The 21,531-nt window shown below is 40.1% G+C and carries 22 protein-coding genes and 1 other annotated feature; of the genes, 15 read left to right on the forward strand and 7 right to left on the reverse strand.

Features of this window, described 5'->3' with window-relative positions; genetic code table 11:
- Window positions 1-6 precede the first annotated feature (6 nt).
- Window positions 7-226, forward strand: a binding site (T-box leader).
- A gap of 65 nt (window positions 227-291) precedes the next feature.
- Both leuS and ACXVYO_RS18715 read left to right on the forward strand, forming a co-directional pair.
- Entirely contained in the window at window positions 292-2,700 is a 2,409-nt protein-coding gene (gene leuS / locus ACXVYO_RS18710) for a leucine--tRNA ligase (RefSeq protein ID WP_458468172.1), read from the forward strand.
- Between the two features lie 202 nt (window positions 2,701-2,902).
- Window positions 2,903-3,853, forward strand: a complete 951-nt coding sequence (locus ACXVYO_RS18715) for a hypothetical protein (RefSeq protein ID WP_458468173.1) — start codon at window positions 2,903-2,905, stop codon at window positions 3,851-3,853.
- Between the two features lie 44 nt (window positions 3,854-3,897).
- Here ACXVYO_RS18715 and ACXVYO_RS18720 read toward each other — a convergent pair whose 3' ends face one another.
- The 5 genes from ACXVYO_RS18720 to ACXVYO_RS18740 all read right to left on the reverse strand — a co-directional run bounded on the left by ACXVYO_RS18720 (window position 3,898) and on the right by ACXVYO_RS18740 (window position 9,142).
- Window positions 3,898-4,320, reverse strand: a complete 423-nt coding sequence (locus ACXVYO_RS18720; RefSeq protein ID WP_000180547.1) for a pyrophosphohydrolase domain-containing protein — start codon at window positions 4,318-4,320, stop codon at window positions 3,898-3,900.
- A gap of 187 nt (window positions 4,321-4,507) precedes the next feature.
- Window positions 4,508-4,693: a hypothetical protein gene (locus tag ACXVYO_RS18725; protein ID WP_000038782.1), complete on the reverse strand. Its 186-nt coding sequence runs from the start codon at window positions 4,691-4,693 to the stop codon at window positions 4,508-4,510.
- Between the two features lie 90 nt (window positions 4,694-4,783).
- Complete coding sequence (gerHC, locus tag ACXVYO_RS18730; protein ID WP_458468174.1) at window positions 4,784-5,863, reverse strand: spore germination protein GerHC; 1,080 nt, start codon at window positions 5,861-5,863, stop codon at window positions 4,784-4,786.
- Window positions 5,839-6,933 (reverse strand): spore germination protein, encoded by a 1,095-nt coding sequence (locus ACXVYO_RS18735; protein WP_458468175.1) that lies wholly within the window; start codon window positions 6,931-6,933, stop codon window positions 5,839-5,841. The genes gerHC and ACXVYO_RS18735 overlap by 25 nt, the downstream gene beginning before the upstream one ends.
- Window positions 6,934-6,949: 16 nt before the next feature.
- Window positions 6,950-9,142, reverse strand: coding sequence for a spore germination protein (locus ACXVYO_RS18740; RefSeq protein WP_458468176.1), 2,193 nt, complete (start codon window positions 9,140-9,142; stop codon window positions 6,950-6,952).
- Between the two features lie 152 nt (window positions 9,143-9,294).
- On the opposite strand from ACXVYO_RS18740, the gene ACXVYO_RS18745 reads away from it, so the two are divergent.
- Window positions 9,295-10,419 (forward strand): alpha/beta fold hydrolase, encoded by a 1,125-nt coding sequence (locus tag ACXVYO_RS18745; RefSeq protein ID WP_458468177.1) that lies wholly within the window; start codon window positions 9,295-9,297, stop codon window positions 10,417-10,419.
- A 49-nt stretch (window positions 10,420-10,468) separates the two neighbouring features.
- Here the strand turns inward: ACXVYO_RS18745 and ACXVYO_RS18750 are convergent, their stop codons facing one another.
- Complete coding sequence (locus tag ACXVYO_RS18750; RefSeq protein ID WP_016085879.1) at window positions 10,469-10,651, reverse strand: hypothetical protein; 183 nt, start codon at window positions 10,649-10,651, stop codon at window positions 10,469-10,471.
- A 199-nt stretch (window positions 10,652-10,850) separates the two neighbouring features.
- On the opposite strand from ACXVYO_RS18750, the gene ACXVYO_RS18755 reads away from it, so the two are divergent.
- The 6 genes from ACXVYO_RS18755 (at window position 10,851) to ACXVYO_RS18780 (ending at window position 16,993) form a co-directional block, all read left to right on the forward strand.
- Window positions 10,851-11,156, forward strand: a complete 306-nt coding sequence (locus ACXVYO_RS18755) for a rhodanese-like domain-containing protein (protein ID WP_000141210.1) — start codon at window positions 10,851-10,853, stop codon at window positions 11,154-11,156.
- Between the two features lie 78 nt (window positions 11,157-11,234).
- On the forward strand, window positions 11,235-11,459 hold the full coding sequence (locus ACXVYO_RS18760) for a spore germination protein (RefSeq protein ID WP_000512461.1): 225 nt from the start codon (window positions 11,235-11,237) through the stop codon (window positions 11,457-11,459).
- 20 nt (window positions 11,460-11,479) lie between these two features.
- Window positions 11,480-11,803 carry a hypothetical protein gene (locus ACXVYO_RS18765; RefSeq protein WP_242257444.1) on the forward strand — a complete coding sequence of 108 codons (324 nt, stop codon included), beginning with the start codon at window positions 11,480-11,482 and terminating at the stop codon, window positions 11,801-11,803.
- Between the two features lie 118 nt (window positions 11,804-11,921).
- Entirely contained in the window at window positions 11,922-14,777 is a 2,856-nt protein-coding gene (locus tag ACXVYO_RS18770; protein WP_458468178.1) for a BclA-related collagen-like exosporium protein, read from the forward strand.
- Window positions 14,778-14,949: 172 nt separating this feature from the next.
- Window positions 14,950-15,963, forward strand: coding sequence for a GTP 3',8-cyclase MoaA (moaA, locus tag ACXVYO_RS18775; protein WP_458468179.1), 1,014 nt, complete (start codon window positions 14,950-14,952; stop codon window positions 15,961-15,963).
- A 16-nt stretch (window positions 15,964-15,979) separates the two neighbouring features.
- A complete protein-coding gene (locus tag ACXVYO_RS18780) occupies window positions 15,980-16,993 on the forward strand; it encodes a molybdopterin-synthase adenylyltransferase MoeB (RefSeq protein ID WP_073516783.1) in 1,014 nt (337 codons plus the stop codon).
- Between the two features lie 38 nt (window positions 16,994-17,031).
- On the opposite strand, the gene moaC is transcribed toward ACXVYO_RS18780, so the two are convergent.
- Complete coding sequence (gene moaC / locus ACXVYO_RS18785; RefSeq protein WP_458468180.1) at window positions 17,032-17,517, reverse strand: cyclic pyranopterin monophosphate synthase MoaC; 486 nt, start codon at window positions 17,515-17,517, stop codon at window positions 17,032-17,034.
- Window positions 17,518-17,600: 83 nt separating this feature from the next.
- On the opposite strand from moaC, the gene moeA reads away from it, so the two are divergent.
- The 6 genes from moeA (at window position 17,601) to glcU (ending at window position 21,528) form a co-directional block, all read left to right on the forward strand.
- Window positions 17,601-18,890: a molybdopterin molybdotransferase MoeA gene (gene moeA / locus ACXVYO_RS18790; protein WP_458468181.1), complete on the forward strand. Its 1,290-nt coding sequence runs from the start codon at window positions 17,601-17,603 to the stop codon at window positions 18,888-18,890.
- Window positions 18,860-19,375: a molybdopterin-guanine dinucleotide biosynthesis protein B gene (gene mobB / locus ACXVYO_RS18795; RefSeq protein ID WP_458468182.1), complete on the forward strand. Its 516-nt coding sequence runs from the start codon at window positions 18,860-18,862 to the stop codon at window positions 19,373-19,375. Before moeA ends, mobB begins: the two co-directional genes overlap by 31 nt.
- A complete protein-coding gene (gene moaE, locus ACXVYO_RS18800; protein WP_001994514.1) occupies window positions 19,372-19,836 on the forward strand; it encodes a molybdopterin synthase catalytic subunit MoaE in 465 nt (154 codons plus the stop codon). The genes mobB and moaE overlap by 4 nt, the downstream gene beginning before the upstream one ends.
- 2 nt (window positions 19,837-19,838) lie before the next feature.
- A complete protein-coding gene (gene moaD, locus ACXVYO_RS18805) occupies window positions 19,839-20,072 on the forward strand; it encodes a molybdopterin converting factor subunit 1 (RefSeq protein WP_073516779.1) in 234 nt (77 codons plus the stop codon).
- Between the two features lie 93 nt (window positions 20,073-20,165).
- Window positions 20,166-20,585 (forward strand): DUF3888 domain-containing protein, encoded by a 420-nt coding sequence (locus ACXVYO_RS18810; protein WP_458468183.1) that lies wholly within the window; start codon window positions 20,166-20,168, stop codon window positions 20,583-20,585.
- Between the two features lie 85 nt (window positions 20,586-20,670).
- Window positions 20,671-21,528: a glucose uptake protein GlcU gene (gene glcU, locus ACXVYO_RS18815; protein ID WP_458468184.1), complete on the forward strand. Its 858-nt coding sequence runs from the start codon at window positions 20,671-20,673 to the stop codon at window positions 21,526-21,528.
- The last annotated feature ends 3 nt before the right edge of the window (window positions 21,529-21,531 follow it).

Consider the following 21,531-nt stretch of genomic DNA (forward strand, 5'->3'; position numbering starts at 1 on the left):
ATATTTGTAATAACAGTGAGAAGGAGTAGTAGTAATAGAAGCTGGTTTAGAGAGTTGACGGTCGGTGCAAGTCAATCCACGTTTCGTTATGAACTCGCCTTTGAGTTGCAGTTGTGAAACTAATAGTAGCAATTGCCGTTAATCCACGTTACGGATCTAAGCGAATGTATATTTGTACATTAATTTAGGGTGGTACCGCGGGAATCTATAACCTCTCGTCCCTTTCTAGGGATGAGAGGTTTTTTGTATTTTGGGCGGTGAAAATAAATAGAATTTCAAGGAGGGTATCTCATGAGCTTTAATCATCAAGATATTGAGAAGAAGTGGCAAGGGTACTGGGAAGAGAATAAAACATTCCGTACGCCAGATGAGACAGAAAAACCAAAATTTTATGCACTAGATATGTTCCCATATCCATCAGGTGCAGGCCTACACGTAGGACATCCAGAAGGTTATACAGCGACAGATATTTTATCTCGTATGAAGCGTATGCAAGGATATAACGTTCTTCATCCAATGGGATGGGATGCATTCGGCCTTCCAGCAGAGCAATATGCACTTGATACTGGAAACAGCCCGGCAGAATTTACAGAGATTAATATTAATACGTTCCGTAATCAAATTAAAGCATTAGGTTTCTCTTACGATTGGGATCGTGAAGTAAATACAACAGATCCAAACTACTACAAGTGGACACAATGGATCTTCCTAAAACTATTTGAAAAAGGTTTAGCTTACGTTGATGAAGTACCTGTAAACTGGTGCCCAGCACTTGGTACAGTACTTGCAAACGAAGAAATCATTGACGGTAAGAGTGAGCGCGGCGGGCATCCAGTTGAGCGTCGTCCGATGAGACAGTGGATGTTAAAAATTACAGCTTACGGAGATCGTCTATTAGAAGATCTAGATGAGCTTGATTGGCCAGAAAGCTTAAAAGATATGCAACGTAACTGGATCGGTCGTTCTGAAGGTGCAGAAGTACACTTCAATATCGACGGTACAGACGAGAAATTCACAGTTTTCACAACGCGTCCTGATACACTATTTGGTGCAACATACTGTGTACTTGCTCCGGAACATGCACTTGTTGCTGAAATTACAACAGGGGAACAAAAAGAAGCGGTAGAAGCTTACATTAACGCTGTAAAAATGAAGAGTGACCTAGAGCGTACAGAACTTGCGAAAGAAAAAACTGGTGTATTCACTGGTGCTTACGCAGTTAACCCAGTAAACGGTGAGAAATTACCAATCTGGATCGCTGATTACGTTCTTGCAACTTACGGAACAGGTGCTGTAATGGCAGTTCCAGCTCACGATGAGCGTGACTATGAATTCGCATCAGTATTCAATCTTCCAATGAAGGAAGTTGTAAAAGGTGGAGACATTACGAAAGAAGTGTACACAGGTGATGGTGCACACGTAAACTCAGCATTCCTTGATGGTTTAAATAAAGAAGAAGCAATCGCAAAAATGATTGAATGGCTTGAAGTAACGAGCGCAGGAAATCAAAAAGTAACGTACCGTCTACGTGACTGGTTATTCAGCCGTCAACGTTACTGGGGGGAGCCAATTCCAGTAATCCACTGGGAAGATGGCACAATGACAGCTGTGAAAGAAGAAGAATTACCATTAGTTCTTCCGAAAACAGAAAACATCCGTCCTTCAGGTACAGGTGAATCACCACTTGCTAACATTGACGAGTGGGTAAATGTTGTTGATCCTGAAACTGGTAAAAAAGGTCGTCGTGAAACGAACACAATGCCACAATGGGCTGGTAGCTGCTGGTATTACCTACGTTACATCGATCCAAACAATAGCGAAGCACTTGTAGATCCTGAAAAAGTAAAACAATGGCTTCCAGTTGATATTTATATCGGAGGAGCGGAGCACGCTGTACTTCACTTACTATATGCTCGTTTCTGGCATAAAGTATTATACGATATCGGTGTAGTTCCAACGAAAGAGCCGTTCCAACAATTATTCAACCAAGGTATGATTCTAGGTGAAAACAACGAGAAAATGAGTAAATCAAAAGGTAACGTTGTAAACCCTGATGATATTGTAGCAAGCCATGGTGCAGATACACTTCGTCTATACGAAATGTTCATGGGACCGTTAGATGCTTCAATCGCTTGGTCTGAAAATGGTCTTGACGGAGCTCGCCGTTTCCTAGACCGCGTATGGCGCCTATTCATTCAAGATAACGGTGAATTAAGTGAGAAAATTACTGATGCACCAAACAAAAATCTTGAAAAAGCTTACCACCAAACAGTGAAGAAAGTAACAGAAGACTATGCAGAGCTTCGCTTCAACACAGCGATTTCTCAAATGATGGTATTCATCAACGATGCATATAAAGCTGAAACACTTCCGAAAGAATATGTAGAAGGTTTCGTAAAAATGATTGCACCAGTTGCACCTCACATCGGGGAAGAACTATGGAGCAAACTTGGATACAATGAAACAATAACATATGCAAGCTGGCCAACATTTGATGAGTCTAAACTTGTAGAAGATGAAGTTGAAATCGTTGTTCAAATTATGGGCAAAGTTCGCGCGAAACTAACGATGAGTAAAGACGCATCAAAAGAAGAAATGGAACAACTTGCACTTGAGGCAATTCAAGATCAAATTGAAGGAAAAACAGTTCGTAAAGTAATTGTAGTTCCTGGCAAACTTGTTAACGTTGTTGCAAACTAATTTATTCTATAAAAAGCTCAGAGTATTTATACTCTGAGCTTTTTTGTGTAGAAAATAATTTCTGGATCACCTTAGTCTACGTTTTCAATTATTCTATTACGTACAAATAAAAGAGCGGAATTCCCATACAGACAAACACCTATTTTTCTATAGGAAATATGATAAAAAAGGTAGGCTAAAATGAGTAGAAGAGGTGAAAGGAATGAAAGGGATGGATAACAATGCACCACATGGCTTCTTCGGAGGTGGGTCGGGTAGTTATGAACAAATGATGTTAATGGGAGGAGCTGGCCAACAAGGATACGGTGGAATTCCGAGCTGGATGGATGGAGCAGGAGGCTTTCCAACATCGGTAGCTGGTATGCAAACTGGAATGCCGACATCAATGGGAGGCTTTTCGACAGCAGGGGCTGGAATGCCTACAGTAACAGGAAGCTTTCCAACATCAGTAGCTGGCGTACAGACAGGATTTCCAGTAGGAGCACCAACTACATTTCCTTCTTTCGTTGGAGGAGTGCAGACAGGATTTCCGGTACCAGGAATAGGTGTTGTAGCTGGAGGAATAGGCGGGTATCCGCAAGTTGTTCACGGTCATCATGGACATCACCACCATCAAGGTCAACATGGTCATCATGGACACCATCATCACCAAGGTCAGCACGGCCATCATGGACACCATCATCATCAAGGTCAACATGGCCATCATGGCCACCATCATCACCATGGCCACCATGGTCATCAACAACAAGTACATCACCACGGTCACCACCACATTCATCCGCAAGCTGTTCTTTATCAAACGCACCAAGGCCATCATGGTCAACACGGTCATCAAGGTCATCAAGGCCATCAAGGCCATCAAGGTCATCAAGGCCATCAAGGTCAGCACGGCCAACATGGTCATCAAGGCCAACACGGTCATCAAGGCCATCAAGGTCACCAAGGCCAACACGGTCATCAAGGCCAACACGGTCACCAAGGTCATCAAGGCCAACATGGTCAACAGCACCAACAGCACCAACAATACCAACAATATCAACAGCAACAATCTTCTCCTTGGACAGGTGGAATTGGAGCGGGAGCAGCAGGAGCAGCGGCAGGAGCGGCTAGCATTAGTGGAGCAGCAGGACACGCGGGACACGTGGGTCATTAATGAATTGCAGAAAAAAAGACATAATAAAAAACTGCTAGGAAATTCTAGCAGTTTTTTTCAGCTTCTTGGCGTTGGCGTTCGATTTCAGCACGAAGTTGTGGCTCTGGTGCTTGCCAGCCTTCTGGTTTTAGAATTTTGCCATCGCCTTCACGGAATCGAGGTTTTCCATCAGGGAATAGTTTTGCCATGTTTGCATTATTTACAATTTCGAATCCTTTATCAGGACGTACGCCCATTTCGGCAAATGTTCCGAATGCAAAGTAAATAAGGTCAATTAGTGCATCATATTGATCTTCAACAGTCGTTGCTTCTAGAAATTCTTCTAGCTCCTCTTGCATAAAACTTGCACGGATTTTTGCACGCTCTTCTGTTAGTTTTGTTGGAGTATTTGTCACGGGGTGTCCGAACTCTTCATGCATTTTTGCAACAAGTTCATATCCTTTATCTAAACCTTTTTCGTTTGTCATGTTGTTCATCCTTTCTCGCTTTGTCCGAATCTCATTGTAACATAGGGTGATTATGAAATGAAAAGGGACTGTCCAAAAGTTTCACCTTTTAGTTAAGATAGGGAAAGATTATATCGACTAAACGACAAAACATAACCCATTAATAAAAGAAAGCCATCCCAGAATATTTTTGGGACGGCCCTGCTCGTTATTTTTCTTCTTTTATTAAAATGGATAAAATAAGGTCGATGCCAAACATACCAACGAGCAACATCGGTATAACGACAAGTAAATAACGTGTGAAGGAAACATTTTTTAAGTATGTATGAGCAAATAAAAAGACGCCGAGAAATAAAATACCATTTAAAATAGGCTTTACTAATTTTTTAGACATAAGCTCCCCCATAAATATCTTCTCTCTCTATCTAAAATAAAAACTCCTCTTTCCGTTGTATCATGCCGGAGAGAGGAGTTCAATCATTTCTCATTCGATTACACCAGAATTTGTAATATTTACGGTGTATTTTACAGTAACAGGGACATCTTTGTACATCTGTTTCCACTCTTCTATCTTGAATGGACGATAATGTTGTTTATATTTTGCACCTAGCCCGAGAGGATCGACGCCTAAAGATTTAAACTGCTTAATTAATTTAGCAGCTTGTGTATTCAATTGTTTTTGTACATTTTTTTCAATGCTTTTTGAGTTCTTGTTATTTTCTAAGTTAATTTGTTTCGATAGTTCTTGAATGCGCGCTTCAAGATGAACGTGAATAAAGAAAGAAGGCTTTCCATTTTTAATTTTTATATCGTAAGTTGGAACGGAACGAATATTATTAATCATTACGTACGCAGAATCCGTTTTAAATTCATGTGAATCTAATTTATGTTTTTCTAATAGTCCCTTAAATATGAACATATCTTTTTCCGCAATTTTACCGATATATTTATCTTTTTTAAAAAGACCAATTCCGGTGATTTTTATTTTATCACCATGTTTCTTTAAAATTGGAATATAGTAGTCTTGCCCTTCTTGATAATAACGGAATGCTCCTACATGAAGATTATCCGTTGGTAAAGGGCCAGTTTCCATGTTATGCTCTAACAATTTTTTTATATAAATTGCAACGTTGTATGAAGTCGTATATTTCCCTTTTAAAAGTTCAGTACCATTACCTTCAAGTAAAGCAACATATAAAGCGTTCCCTATGTTCACATCTCGAAGTAATGTATCGAATGAAGTAGACATTCCTTTTTTTGCAAGTCGTATAGTATATAGAGCAACACGCATTTGCCCGCTAGCAAATGGTTGAGAAGACTCTAAAGATGTGTCTGCTTTCACTTGTTTTACCGCATTTGCGGTGCCTTCAAAAACTTGAACTTTATTTCCTTTTTTTTGAATGGGACAAACGAATGTTACTTTTACTTTACGATCCTTTGCTGTATCAAAAACGGTTCCTTGAATAAGTTGTACATCATCGATAATATTTTTTTGTAAACATCCAGTTAAACTAAAAAGTGCTATACAAGAAATAAGTATTAATTTGCTTTTGATTTTTTCCATTTTCTTTTCACCCACACAATAATAAATAGGATTGGGATGTATACATAAATGACCCAAAAACTAACCTTTGATGCATTACTAATAAAGTTATTAATATCGTGTCTGTTCGTTAAAAGTTGTGAAACAATGAGAGTGATAATGATAAAAGCGATTAAAACACCTCTTTGTTTTATACGGAATATTTCATGAGTTGCTCTCGTTGCCGACCATAAGGGAAGGATGAAACTTGTAATGATAACAAGTGCATAGCCTGAAATTGCAATATATTCGAGTCTTTCTATAAAGGGTAATTGAATGACTTGGGTCATAGAAAGTTGGGCCCATATCGTTTTTAACAGTTGTTTTTCACTAAAAAATGCAAAGGCTAAAAGGGTGCTAAATAAATATAGAAGATTTGAAAATAGTGCTCCGTATTGAGCGTATTTATGAGATTGCATAGGCTTTTTCACAAATGGATATACCATGAGGTAAACCTCAAAACCGGTCATACTGTAGATTGACAGTTGAGAGGATTTTAAAATATCTGAAAAAGAATGTGTGAATATAGGGAGTAAATTCTCCCAATGTGAATATTTCAAAACGAATAAGCTTAGAAATAAATATCCTAATGTACCACCAACAGAGATGACGCAAATACCAGTAATGACACGAAATCCAGAAGAGATAATGTAATAGCTAACTAAGCACAAAAAGAGTGTTAACATCCACGTGGAAGCAGTTGGGAACATCCATACTTGAATAATTTCAACATACGTTCGAATAACCGAAATACTGAGGGTTAAAAAATAGGCTGCAAAGATGATGTTAAAGACATTCCCTATCCACTTTCCAAACGTTTGTCGTTGTAAATCAATTAAATTTCCGTTTGTTTCTTTTAATAAAAAATACATCATCCATATAAGGAGATGGATACATAGTCCTGTGATTAGAACGCCTATCCAGCCGTCATACCCAGCGGCCTTGGCAGTAATTCGAGCGAAGCCGAGAACGCCAGCTCCAAACTGTGCACCGTGAATTAAGAAGAAGACAAAGACAGGAGATATTTGATGTTTTTCTTGAACTTTACTCATCAATGCACCTCATTCCTTAATCATCAAAGTCTGATCTATGTTTTGTTGAAATTCCTTTTGCTGCTTTTTTTACATGTTGTGGCCTTGCTTGTACATCCCTTGTATCAATCATTGTTAAGGGAAAACGAATCCAAGAATCTTTAACAGATTGTTGTCTTGTCGGGTAAAACAAAGCGTACGGCTTACGTAAGGAAGTAAGTCTAAAAAGATGAGTAAATAAAAAGATAAATCCAAGAGAGATACCGAAGAGCCCTCCTATTTCTGCGAATGCTAGAAACGGGAAACGTAGTAATCGAACTGCATTACCCATTTTATAAATAGGTGTAATAAAGGAAGCAAGTGCTGATAAGGCAACGATAATTAATAAAATGTTACTCGTTAAACCAGCTTGTACAGATGCTTGTCCGATTACGATACCGCCTACAATACCGAGCGTTTGACCAACTTTCATCGGTAACCTCGCGCCAGCTTCTCTTAATAAGTCGATTGCAAGTTCTAAAAATAGTGCTTCAATTAATGGTGGGAACGGTACTTGTGCCCTTGATAAAATCAAAGTTTCAAGTAAATCACTCGGAATAAGTTCATAATGATAATTTAAAACTGCAACGTATAACGGTGTAGCGCAAATTGAAAATAGCACGGCAATTAATCTTAAAATCCTTGAAAATGTAGCGTACATCCAAGAGACATTATAGTCTTCTGGGGAAATGAAAAAATCGAAATAGGATACGGGTGTTAGTAGGACACTTGGAGAACCATCCACAAAAATAGCGATTTTTCCATCAATGAGTGCTTTTGTAACTCTATCAGTACGTTCTGTATTGATATATAAAGGGAAAATCGACTTTTCTCCCATTAGTTCTTGTATATAAGCACTATCATTAATTTGATCATATTCAAGAGCGCGTAAGGACTCCTCGAGAAAATCTACATTATCTTTTTCAGCGAGGTTGTCTAAATACATCATGACAACCTTTGTTTTGGAAAACTCGCCGACAATCATTTCTTTTGTTTGTAAATCTAAAACAGGAAGCCGTTTACGAACTAAATTAATATTTGTATCAATATCCTCTACGAAACCTTCTTGAGGACCGATAACAGTCGATTCGTTTAAAGGGGGAGTTGGTGCACGATAATTATCAATCGCGATGTTTGCAAGCATACATTTTTGATCTTGCTGGTTCAATTGAATAATCGCATGTCCTTTTAACACCATGTCCTCAATTTTTTGTAAATCGTTCGAAATTGTAATGCCACTCATCGGAATATGTTCTTTCAGCTCTTCTAGTGAAGCGTTAGGTCGTTCTAAAAGAGTAGGCATTAAATACTTTTGTAATTTCTCACCATCAAGCGAAGGTCGATAGTAAGAAATCCAATAGGGCATCGTTTCATCATCAGATGTATGGTAATTAACAAAATCACTAGACTTTTTGAGCTTCTCTATTAAATCTTGTAGAGAATGAATACGGTCTTTTTCTGGTTTCGTAAAATCATAAATACTATTATTTCCAGATCCTTGTTGTTGATCTTGCTCCAAGTTATCTTGTTTAGAGCTTTGCTGCTGATTTTGCTCTGAGTTATCTTGTTTAGAGCTTTGCTGCTGATTTTGCTCTGAGTTATCTTGTTTAGAGCTTTGTTGCTGATTTTGCTCCGAGTTATCTTGTTTAGAGCTTTGTTGCTGATTTTGCTCCAAGTTACCTTGTTTAGAGCCTTGCTGCTGATCTTGCTCCGAGTTATCTTGTTTAGAGCTTTGTTGCTGATTCTGATCCAATTTGTCTTGTTTAGAGTGTTGTTGCTGCTGATCTGAGTCGTTTTGTTTAGAGTGTTGTGGTTGATTCTGACCCGATTGGTCTTGTTTAGAGTGTTGTTGCTGCTGATTCGAGTCGTTTTGTTTAGAGTGTTGTTGCTGCTGATTCGAGTCGTTTTGTTTAGAGTGTTGTTGCTGCTGATCTGAGTTGTTTTGTTTAGAATTTTGTTGTTGATTCTGCTCCGAGTCGTTTTGCTTAGAGTATTGTTGCTGCTGATCCTGAGAAAGCTCTTTGTGTTCCTCTTTTTTTTGCGCGCCATTGCTATCTTTATTATGTTTCATACTTCTAGTTTGTTCTTTGTTATCATCCTCTGGATTGTTAGGTTGTTGCTCCAAATTATCTGTTTCGTTTTTCTCTGTTGTATTTGATTTTTTTTTCTTACGTAGCCAATTCCAAATCATATGTATTCCCTCTTTGATTGTGTAATATAGTGCTATTTTGTGGCTAATTTTGTATATTATTCATTTATTTATGAAAAGAAGAAGGAGTTTGGTTTGCATAGAAAAAAACATGTAGTAAGCAGTTCATACTATAACGGGAAGAGGGAAAGTCTGTGCAAATTGTAAAAAAGGAGAAGTTTGTTTTAAGGGAGTTTACGTTTGAAAATGGTAGGGAAATTCCTGTTCAAATGGGGTATGAGACGTATGGTGCTTTAAATAGAGAAAGGTCAAATGCGATTTTGGTTTGTCATCATTTTAGTGCAACTAGTCACGCGGCAGGAAAATATACAGCGCATGATGAGGAGTCTGGTTGGTGGGATGGTTTAATTGGACCTGGAAAAGCAATTGACACAAATAAATACTTTGTTATATGCACTGATAACCTTTGTAATGTGCAGGTGAAGAATCCTTATGTGGTTACAACAGGACCGAAATCAATTGATCCGAAAACTGGAGATGAATATGCGATGGATTTCCCGGTTTTTACATTTCTTGATGTAGCTCGTATGCAATATGAGTTAATAAAAGATATGGGAATCGCAAGGCTACATGCTGTAATGGGACCATCAGCTGGTGGGATGATTGCGCAGCAATGGGCTATTCATTATCCTCATATGGTAGAGCGGATGATTGGTGTTATTACGAACCCGCAAAATCCAATTATTACGTCAGTAAATGTAGCGCAAAATGCAATTGAGGCTATTCAACTAGATCCAAGTTGGAGGGGCGGAAAATATGGAGAAGAGCAGCCAATGAAGGGGCTTCATTTAGCAAATAGAATGATGTTTATGAACGCGTTTGATGAGCGTTTTTATGAAACAACATTCCCTCGTAATAGTATAGAAGTAGACCCTTATGAAAAGGTTTCTACATTAACATCATTTGAGAAAGAAATAAATAAAGTGACATATAGAAGTATAGAGTTAGTAGATGCAAATTCATGGATATACACTGCGAAAGCAGTTTTATTACATGATATCGCGCATGGATTTTCGTCTTTAGAAGAGGCACTGTCTAATATAGAAGCAAATGTACTTATGATTCCGTGTAAACAAGATTTGCTTCAGCCATCACGTTATAATTATAAAATGGTAGACATGTTGCAAAAACAAGGGAAGTATGCGGAAGTATATGAGATAGAAAGTATAAATGGGCATATGGCGGGAGCCTTTGATATTCATTTATTTGAAAAAAAGGTTTATGAGTTTTTAAATCGGAAAGTATCTAGTTTTGTGTAGAAAATAAATGGTGTGAAAAAGGTGCAATGTGTGTAGTAGGCACCTTTTTTTACATGATTTGTAGGCGGAAAATATATGTGGCAATTGCTATACCGAAGAACGCTATACTAAGTAATAAAAATAAGAATGATATTTCTTGTGGCGATTTTATCTTTTTATTATTTTTCATACTAAGAGCAATAATTGCAGCGATTAAGAAAATGATGCCGGTAATGAAAAGAAAAAGTGTCATTTTCATTGGCTCCTTTCATAAAACAAGTATATTGAGGATACAATGCACGAGTTATGTTTGTAAAGAATAAGTTTTGTGGGAAAATTGAGAAATAATTTTTCCATTCTTTGCGTTCTTTCTTTTGCATGCTAAAATTGATTAGACATGCTTTGTTAAGGAAGAGACTAAAGGTTTTATTGTATATAAGGAGGAATGAAATATGACAGAAGTTAAAACAATTACTACAGAAGAAGTGCAAGAACGTTTAGAAAATGGTGAAACGTTATTTTTAGTAGACGTAAGGGAAGATGAAGAAGTAGCAGCAGGGAAAATTCCAGAAGCTGTACATATTAAAATGGGCGATATCCCAAATAAAGTAGATTTCTTTGATAAAGAGAATGAATATATCTTTATTTGTCGTTCGGGAATGCGCAGTGAAAATGTATGCCATTATTTAAATGAGCAAGGATTTAAAACAATGAACATGGTTGGCGGCATGCTTCAATATGAAGGTGAAACGAAATAAGTAGCTTAAAAAAACTTGAAACGTGTTTGTTTCAAGTTTTTTTATTTTGCATACAGTGTACAAAAGGGGGATAGGTAAATGGGGATTAACTTGCGGAAAGTAAAAATTATTAATAATACAGGGGCTGTTAATGTTGGCGATTGTTATGATATCTCACCTTTAGCTGTAGCAAAAATATATGCAGGTGCTGGAGGTTCGAGTGCGGCTATTTTTTTAAATGGGAAAAGACAGCCAGAAGCAGTGATTAGAACATCAGTGTTTCTTCCGCCATTAGCAACGAGTACACGTACATTAGGTTCATAGAGGAAAGGTAGAGTGTAATTATGCCTGCTCATATAAAAGAATTTGTTATTGTGAATAACACTGGGAATATATTTACCGGTGATAATTTGAGTGATACTTCATTTACAGCTACGAAATCGTATAGTGGTTCAATGGGGTGTACTTGGATTGATGTTGTTACAGTAATAGGAACGGAGACGAAGCTTTGTTTACAGCCTGGAGACTCGGTGACGACAACATATACACGAGGTACTCCTGCTGGTACTCTAACAGGAACAAATATGGGGCAAAATGTAAATGCATCGAGTATAGCACAAGCTGTCCCGAATACAGATAATATGGATTCAGTAGCTGGACTCCCTTAAGGAATTAAGGGAGTTTTTAGTATTTCAAATAAAAATAGTCTTTGAGTTTGTTTTTGTAAATACATATTAAGAAGAGGTTTGTTTCATGTAAAAAAGATGGTATGCAGGTGGTGAAAGTGTGAAAGAGCGCGATAAAAAACATTCATTAAACTCTAATTTCAGAATTCCACCAAATCTTATTGGGCCTACCTTTCCACCCGTTCCAACGGGATTTACTGGTATTGGGATTACTGGCCCAACCGGTCCCCAAGGTCCAACAGGCCCCCAAGGACCAAGAGGATTACAAGGTCCGATGGGGGAGAGGGGCCCGACAGGACCACAAGGTGTGCAAGGGATACAAGGACCAGTTGGACCAATAGGTGCAACGGGACCAGAAGGACAGCAGGGGCCACAAGGATTGAGAGGACCACAAGGAGAAACAGGAGCGACAGGACCGGAGGGAGTGCAAGGGTTACAAGGTCCGATTGGTCCAACAGGAGCGACTGGGGAGCAAGGTATACAGGGGATACAAGGATTACAGGGACCGATTGGAGCTACTGGGCCAGAGGGACCACAAGGAATTCAAGGTGTGCAAGGGTTACCGGGTGCAACTGGCTCGCAAGGTATACAAGGACCTCAAGGTATACAAGGGCCACAAGGGCCGAGTGGAAGTACGGGGCCAACAGGAGCAACTGGTCAAGGGGTTACAGGTCCAACTGGAATAACAGGTCCAATAGGGGTAACGGGTCCATCTGGAGGACCTCCAGGTCCGACGGGGCCAACTGGTGCGACAGGTCCAGGAGGTGGACCGAGTGGAAGTACAGGTGCGACAGGAGTAACTGGGAATACTGGGGTAACAGGTAGTACCGGAGCGACTGGAATAACAGGTCCGACTGGAAGTACGGGAGAAACAGGAGCACAGGGTCTGCAAGGAATCCAAGGGGTTCAAGGGCCAATTGGACCAACCGGTCCAGAAGGTCCGCAAGGTATTCAAGGTATTCCTGGTCCGAGGGGAGTAACTGGTGAGCAAGGTATTCAAGGGGTTCAGGGGATTCAAGGGATAACGGGAGCAACTGGAGATCAAGGTCCACAAGGTATACAGGGACCTATAGGGCCTCAAGGTGTAACTGGAGCGACAGGAGATCAAGGTCCGCAAGGAATACAAGGAGTACCAGGTCCAACAGGAGAAACAGGACCACAAGGAGTTCAAGGGATACAAGGGCCGATGGGAGATATAGGACCAACAGGACCAGAAGGCCCAGAAGGACTTCAGGGTCCACAAGGAATCCAAGGCGTGCCAGGACCAGCTGGAGCAACAGGTCCAGAGGGTCCACAAGGAATCCAAGGAATTCAAGGACCAGTAGGAGCGACAGGACCAGAAGGCCCACAAGGAATACAGGGATTACAAGGAATTCAAGGTGTAACAGGAGCAACTGGAGTGCAAGGAGCAACTGGAATCCAAGGTGTTCAAGGGAATATAGGTGCAACGGGTCCAGAGGGTCCGCAAGGTGTTCAAGGTACTCAAGGGGCGATAGGTCCAACAGGTCCAATGGGAGCGCAGGGAGTACAAGGTATTCAAGGAATCCAAGGTCCGACGGGTGCGCAAGGAGTGCAAGGACCGCAGGGAATACAAGGGATCCAAGGTCCAACAGGAGTAACAGGGGATACGGGTGTAACCGGAGCGACAGGGGAAGGAACTACAGGACCGACAGGAGTAACAGGTCCAACCGGGATAACAGGTCCTTCTGGAGGACCAGCAGGACCGAGTGGTCCAACGGGGCCATCAGGTCCGACTGGTGTGACAGGTCCATCCGGTGGACCACCTGGACCGACAGGAGCAACCGGTGTCACAGGAGCAACTGGAGATACCGGGGCGACAGGCTCAACAGGAGTGCCAGGAGCGACTGGAGAAACAGGAGCAACTGGGGTTACGGGTTTACAAGGCCCGCAAGGAATACAAGGAGTGCAAGGGATCCAAGGTCCAACAGGCGCGCAAGGAGTGCAAGGGCCTCAAGGGATACAAGGAGTAACTGGGGCGACAGGAGATCAAGGTCCACAGGGAATCCAAGGTCCACAAGGAATTCAAGGTCCAACCGGTCCACAAGGAATTCAAGGGGAACAAGGTCCCCAAGGGATTCAAGGAGCAACTGGAGCCACGGGAGCACAAGGTCCACAGGGGATTCAAGGGATACAAGGAGTGCAGGGGCCAACAGGTCCACAAGGTCCAACTGGGATCCAAGGTGTGCAAGGTGACATAGGTCCTACCGGTCCGCAAGGAGTGCAAGGGTTACAAGGTCCCCAAGGCCCAACAGGGTCCACTGGGGCAACCGGAGCACAAGGTCCGCAAGGAATCCAAGGTCCAACAGGAGTCACTGGAGCAACCGGAGCGACAGGTCCCCAAGGAATTCAAGGTCCGCAGGGGGTCCAGGGTCCCCAAGGTCCAACGGGGGCCACAGGAGCAACTGGTGCACAAGGCCCAACAGGGGACACGGGTCCAACTGGTTCGCAAGGAATCCAAGGGCCAACCGGTCCAACTGGAGCTGGAGCAACCGGGGCAACGGGAGCCACTGGTGTGACCGGAGTTAGTACAACTGCAACGTACTCATTTGCGAATAACACATCAGGAACTGCTATTTCTGTTCTATTAGGTGGTACGAATGTACCGTTACCGAACAATCAAAATATTGGTCCAGGGATCACTGTTAATGGTACGAATACTGTATTTACAGTTGCAAATGCCGGGAACTATTATATAGCTTATACAATTAATATAACGGCAGCTTTACTCGTAAGTTCACGTATAACTGTAAATGGGGTTCAACTTGCAGGAACCGTTAATTCACCAGCAGTAGCCACAGGTTCATTTAATGCTACAATAATTGCTAATTTGCCTGCTGGAGCTGCTATTAGTTTGCAGTTATTTGGATTACTTGCAATCGCTACATTATCTACGACAACGCCAGGAGCTACTTTAACTATTATTAGATTAAGTTAATAAGAAGAAAACCTTGGGGCTTTTATGCTTCAAGGTTTTTATCTAGTTATTTGTAGGTAGTCTAATTACTTAGGAAAGTTTCACTTTATTCGCTTGAGCAAAAACATCGCAGTTCGAAAATATATTATAATAGAATGAAAAGAGAGAAATTTGGCAGAAAGGGAGGGTGGCGATGCAGGATATGATTACAGATTTTTTTGGACGCCCACTTCAAGATTTGCGTATATCTGTCATTGATCGTTGCAATTTTAGATGTACATATTGTATGCCAGCGGAAGTTTTTGGGCCAGATTATGCTTTTTTGAAAGATGAGTTTTTACTGACGTTTGATGAAATTGAGCGTTTGGCAAAACTATTTGTTAGCATTGGTGTACGAAAAATTAGACTTACTGGTGGCGAGCCACTGCTTCGTAAAGATTTAACAAAGCTTATTGCACGTCTCGTGAAAATTGACGGGCTATTAGATATAGGGTTAACGACAAATGCGATTCATTTAACGAAACAAGCAAAAGTATTAAAAGAAGCTGGATTACATAGAGTAAATGTTAGTTTAGATGCAATAGATGATGATGTATTTAAGGGCATTAATGGCCGGAATATTAATACAAAACCTGTTATAAAGGGAATTATGGCTGCAAAAGAGGCTGGGCTTGATGTAAAGGTAAATATGGTTGTGAAAAAAGGGATGAATGACCATCAAGTACTTCCGATGGCTGCTTATTTTAAAGAGCAAGGAATCACGCTTAGGTTTATTGAGTTTATGGATGTTGGTAGTACAAATGGATGGAACTTTGATCAAGTTGTTACAAAGCGAGAGCTAATTGAGATGATTCATAGCGTGTATCCGCTTGAGTCAGCTGAAGCGCATTATTTCGGTGAAGTTGCGAAGCGATATCGTTACGTTGGAACAAATGTCGAAGTTGGTTTTATTACTTCTGTTTCAGAGTCATTTTGTTCCTCCTGTACGAGAGCGAGAATTTCGGCAGATGGAAAGTTTTATACTTGCTTATTTGCGACCGAAGGATTGGATATAAGGGAACTTCTTAGAGGGAATCTTTCGGATGATGAGTTATTACGTGTTATACAAGATGTATGGATGAATAGAAAAGATAGGTATTCGGATGAACGGACAGAAGAAAGTGCAAAAAATCGTCCGAAAATTGAAATGTCTTATATAGGAGGATAAGAAAGGGGGCTATCGTATGCAGGAGCGATATTCAAGACAAATATTATTTGCTGGTGTTGGAGAAGAAGGACAGAGAAAAATTAGAGGGAAGCATGTGCTTATTATTGGTGCTGGTGCTCTTGGTGCGGCAAATGCAGAAGCGATTGTTAGAGCAGGTGTTGGAAAAATAACAATTGCGGATCGTGATTATGTAGAATGGAGCAATTTACAAAGGCAACAATTATATACAGAAGAAGATGCAAAGCAGTATAAACCGAAGGCGGTAGCAGCGGCAGAACATTTAAATGCGATTAATTCTGAGGTGAAAATAAATCCCGTTGTGACGGATGTAACAGTGCAAGAAATGGAAGAGTTAGTGAATGATGTAGATTTAATATTAGATGCGACAGATAATTTTGAAACGCGTCTTCTTATTAATGATATTTCACAAAAGTATAATATTCCGTGGATATATGGTGGTTGTGTCGGAAGCTACGGAGTAACGTATACCATTTTACCAGGAAAAACACCGTGTTTCCGCTGTTTAATGGAGCATCCGGCGAGCGGGGCAACATGTGATACAGCTGGTATTATACAGCCGGCAGTGCAATTAGTAGTTGCACATCAAATAACGGAAGCGCTGAAAATATTAGTAGAAGACTATGGGGCGCTTCGCGAAACGATGTTATCGTTTGACCTATGGAATAATCAACAGATGGCATTCAAAGTGAATAGACAGAAAAAAGACACGTGTCTATCTTGCGGAAGATTACGTACATATCCGAGTTTAACATTTGAAGCACAAACGAAAACAGAAGTGTTATGTGGCAGAAATACAGTGCAAATCCGTCCAGGTGTGCGGAATGAATTTAATTTAGAAGAAATTAAAAAGCGCTTACAAAGAAGTGTGGATGTAAAGGCTACTCCGTATTTATTATCATTTCCGATAGAAGAATTTCGTTTTGTTTTATTTACAGATGGCAGGGCGTTTATTCATGGGACGAATGATATCAATGTGGCAAAACGTTTATATGCAAGATATATAGGTTGAACCTAAAGGGAAACCCTTTAGGTTCAACGGAGAGCAGGTTAAGACTTTCTCGTATAATCTCCACTTTTTCCACCTGTTTTTTCAAATAAGTACGTTTCGCCAATAATCATACCTTTATCAATAGCTTTACACATATCGTACACGGTAAGAGCGGTAGCGGAAGCAGCTGTTAAAGCTTCCATTTCAACACCGGTGCTACCTTCTGTTTTAACTTTTACTTCAATAAGTAATCGATATTGTTCATCAGATTGTTTCCAATCAAAAGAAACATCAACACCTTTTAATAATAAAGGATGGCACATTGGGATAATATCAGAAGTGCGTTTCGCAGCCATAATACCTGCGATTTGTGCAACTGCTAATACGTCACCTTTCCCGATTTCATTGTGAGAGATTTTATCGTAAATTTCTTTTGTAACAACAATGCTAGAGCACGCAATTGCAGTTCGAACGGTTGTTTTTTTGTCACTTATATCAACCATCTTCGCGCGTCCTTGGTCATTAAAGTGTGTGAATGAAGACATGGAATTCCTCCTTGAAGTAATTTCTATTTAATATATAAAGTTTAATCGAGATAAAAAAAATTGCAAATATGGGGTGAGAGACGATGGTAGAAAAACGAATTCCGATTCAAGTTGCTGAGGCAGTAGAGAGAGTAATGGAATATGCGAAGAATGGTGAAGTAGAAGAAGTTTCTATTACGGAAAGTTACGGGAGAATTCTTGGGGAGGATGTTGTCTCTGATCATGACGTTCCTCATTTTGATCGTTCTCCTTACGATGGTTTCGCAATCCGGGCAGAAGATACGGAAGAAGCGAATCAAGAGAATGCAGTTGAATTTGAAGTAATAGGAGAAATCGGGGCGGGATTTGTTTTTACAGAAGAAGTAGGGTCTTTTCAGGCGGTTCGTATTATGACGGGAGCAGCTATTCCAGAGGATTGTAATGCAGTTGTAATGCTGGAGCTGACGGAAGGTTTTGAGAAGAACGAAAAAACATATATGAAGTTAAAGCGTCCTTTCCATAGTGGTGACAATGTGTCATTTAAAGGGGAAGATATAAAACAAAATCAAGTTCTCATTCAGAAAGGCGTTGCAATTAATCCAGGTGTTGCGGCCTTATTAGCGACGTTTGGATATAGTACTGTGAAAGTTGTAAAACAGCCTGTTGTTGGTATTGTGACGACAGGAAGTGAATTGCTAGAAGTACATGAGTCTTTACAGCCGGGGAAAATTAGAAATAGTAACTCTTATATGATTGCGGCTCAAATTATGAAAGCCGGAGGTAAAGTCCGTTATTATGGCCAACTTGCTGATGATCTAGATGCATGTTTTACAGCCGTTCAATCAGCGATGAATGAGGTTGATATTTTAATTACGACAGGCGGTGTGTCGGTAGGAGATTATGACTACTTGCCAGCTATTTATGAAAGATTACAGGCGAATGTACTCTTTAATAAAATAGCGATGAGACCAGGAAGTGTAACGACAGTAGCTGAAGTTGATGGGAAGTTACTTTTCGGTTTATCGGGGAATCCGTCAGCTTGTTACGTAGGATTTGAGTTATTTGTGCATCCGGTAATTCAAACATATTTATATGCGAAAGAGCCTCACGTATATAGAGCAGATGCTATTTTACAAAAAAATTTTCCAAAGCCAAATCCGTTTACTCGTTTTGTAAGAGCAAACGTGACAATTGTGGACGGGGCATTACAAGCGATGCCGGTCGGTTTAGATAAATCAAGTGCGGTATCTTCACTTGCTGATGCGAATGCTTTTATTGTGTTGCCTGGAGGAACGAGAGGATTTGAGGCAGGGATGAAAGTATCGGTATTATTGTTAGAGCACGCCGAGGGATGTGATTGGCCATGGGCAACGCCCCTTCAATCTTACAAATAGTAGGGTATCAAAATAGCGGGAAAACAACGCTTGTTGAGAAAATAGTGCATGCGTTAGCTGAACGGAAAATGAAAGTTGCTACCATTAAGCATCACGGACACGGAGGTTTTCCGGAAGTAGCGCAAAAAGATAGTGAAAGGCACCGGAAGGCTGGTGCTGTTGTCAGTAGTGTAGAGGGTGCTGGATTACTTTCACTGTCGTCATTAAAAGAGGAATGGTCTTTGCAAGAAATTATTCGCTTATATGAGTTTTTTGAAGTGGACACAATTTTAATAGAGGGCTATAAAAAAGAGAGCTATCCGAAAGTAGTGTTACTTCGTTCTGCTGAAGACGTTGAACTTTTACATAAAGTAGAAAATATAGTAGCGGTTATTACGTGGCATGATGCTCCCACAAACTTACGAGAAGAATATAAAGTATTTCATATAACAGAAGAAGAGTTGTATATAGACTGGTTTGTACAAACGGTAAGGAGTACGAAATGACAAATACGTATTATGAAGTAATTGATACAGAAATTTTGGTTGAAGAGGTAGCGAAGAAAGTTATTCGTCGTGAATGCGGTGCTGTTACAACATTTATTGGAACGGTTAGAGAGTTTACGAAAGGGCGTCGTACATTATACTTAGAATACGTCGCTTACAAAACGATGGCAGAAAAGATGCTAGAGAAAATTGGCTTAGAAGTGAAAGAGAAGTGGCCAGGTACACACGTTGCGATTACACATCGCATCGGTACACTGCAAATTTCTGATATCGCGGTTGTTGTTGCTGTTTCAACGCCGCACCGTAAAGCGGCTTATGAAGCGAATGAATATATTATGGAACGCATAAAACAAATCGTTCCGATTTGGAAAAAGGAGTTTTGGGAAGATGGAGACTCTTGGATTGGTGATCAATTAGAAAAAACGCCATATCCGGCCGGAGAGCCTGGGAAGGAGCTATAAGTATGATTCGAGTATTGTTATTTGCGCACTTGCAAGAGGAAGCAGGAACAAGTGAATTACAAATAGAGAAAGAAAATATTACGGTTGCAGAGTTAAAAGATGTTGTTGCTAAAGAATATAATGTACCAGTGACAGAACCAATTATGGTTGCGATTAATGAAGAATATGCAAATGAAGATGACACGATTCAATCTGGTGATGTTGTTGCACTAATCCCACCGGTAAGCGGTGGTTAATATTGGATTTATTAAAACGACTTTCCTACATAGGGGAAGTCGTTTTTTTATGGCAGTTTTGCGAACACTAACGTATAGAACAAGGAGGGTATTATGAAAAAAATATGTGTAGTTATGACAATGATATGTTCGGTGTTTTTCTTTTCTCCAAGTGATTCTTTTGCGAAAGAATCAAGGGAACAGCTGTTAGAAAGTGCATTATCGAATAGGTACTATTCAATTATTAGACAAGTGACAGAAGATCAATATGAATGTGCTTCCGTTATAAATATAAAGCGTCTTGGCAAGAAAGATGAGTTCGTTCCTAGATTTGAAATTACGTTACAATTTCTTACGTTCCAAGGTGCACATAATCCGCCGAATGATAAAGTTACACTTACTTTGGAAGATCATTTAGATCACGTAAAGATAAAGAAAGTGGAGCGAGAAAAGAATGTTCCTGGTGATGTTGCAGAAAAAGTTTGTGAACGAGAAAGAGAAAAAATAAAAGCTCACTCTAATGATTCAGAGTGATAATCTATCCCGAATTAATGGGCAGTAAAACCCCTATTAATTAAAATTTCACTTTATGACATTCAGTAAAGAAAGGTAATGAGCGATGGACATACTTTTAGCGATTTTACCGGCTCTATTTTGGGGAAGTATTGTGCTATTCAACGTGAAACTGGGTGGAGGACCGTATAGTCAAACGCTCGGTACAACGCTTGGTGCACTTATTTTCTCGATTGTTGTTTATATTTTTATGAAGCCAGTATTAACTCCTACTGTTATTGGAGTTGGAATTGTATCAGGTTTATTTTGGGCGCTTGGTCAGGCGAATCAATTAAAAAGTATTGATTTAATGGGTGTTTCGAGGACGATGCCCATTTCAACAGGACTTCAATTAGTTGCGACGACTTTATTTGGAGTCATCGTATTTCATGAGTGGTCCACGACAATATCGGTCGTCCTTGGCGTATTAGCTCTCGTTTGTATTATTATCGGTGTTATTTTAACATCGCTTCAAAGTGAAGAAGAAAAGAATGCAGAGCAAGCGGGGAATTTTAAAAGGGGCATTATCATTTTATTGATTTCAACAGGCGGTTATTTAGTTTATGTAGTAGTGATTAGGCTCTTTAACGTAGATGGTTGGTCAGCTTTATTGCCACAGGCAGTTGGTATGGTGTTGGGAGGCATTTTGCTTACGTTTAAGCATCATCCATTTAATAAATATGCAATACGAAATATCATTCCAGGATTAATTTGGGCAGCTGGAAATATGTTTTTATTCATTTCACAGCCGCGTGTTGGAGTGGCAACAAGTTTCTCGCTATCGCAAATGGGAATTATTATTTCAACGCTTGGCGGGATTCTTATATTAGGTGAAAGAAAAACGAAACGCCAATTAATAGGTATTGTTGTCGGTATCGTTTTTATTATTGCAGCCGGAATTATGTTAGGTGTTGCAAAAAGTTAAAGG

The organism is Bacillus sp. BC08, assembly GCF_054326875.1.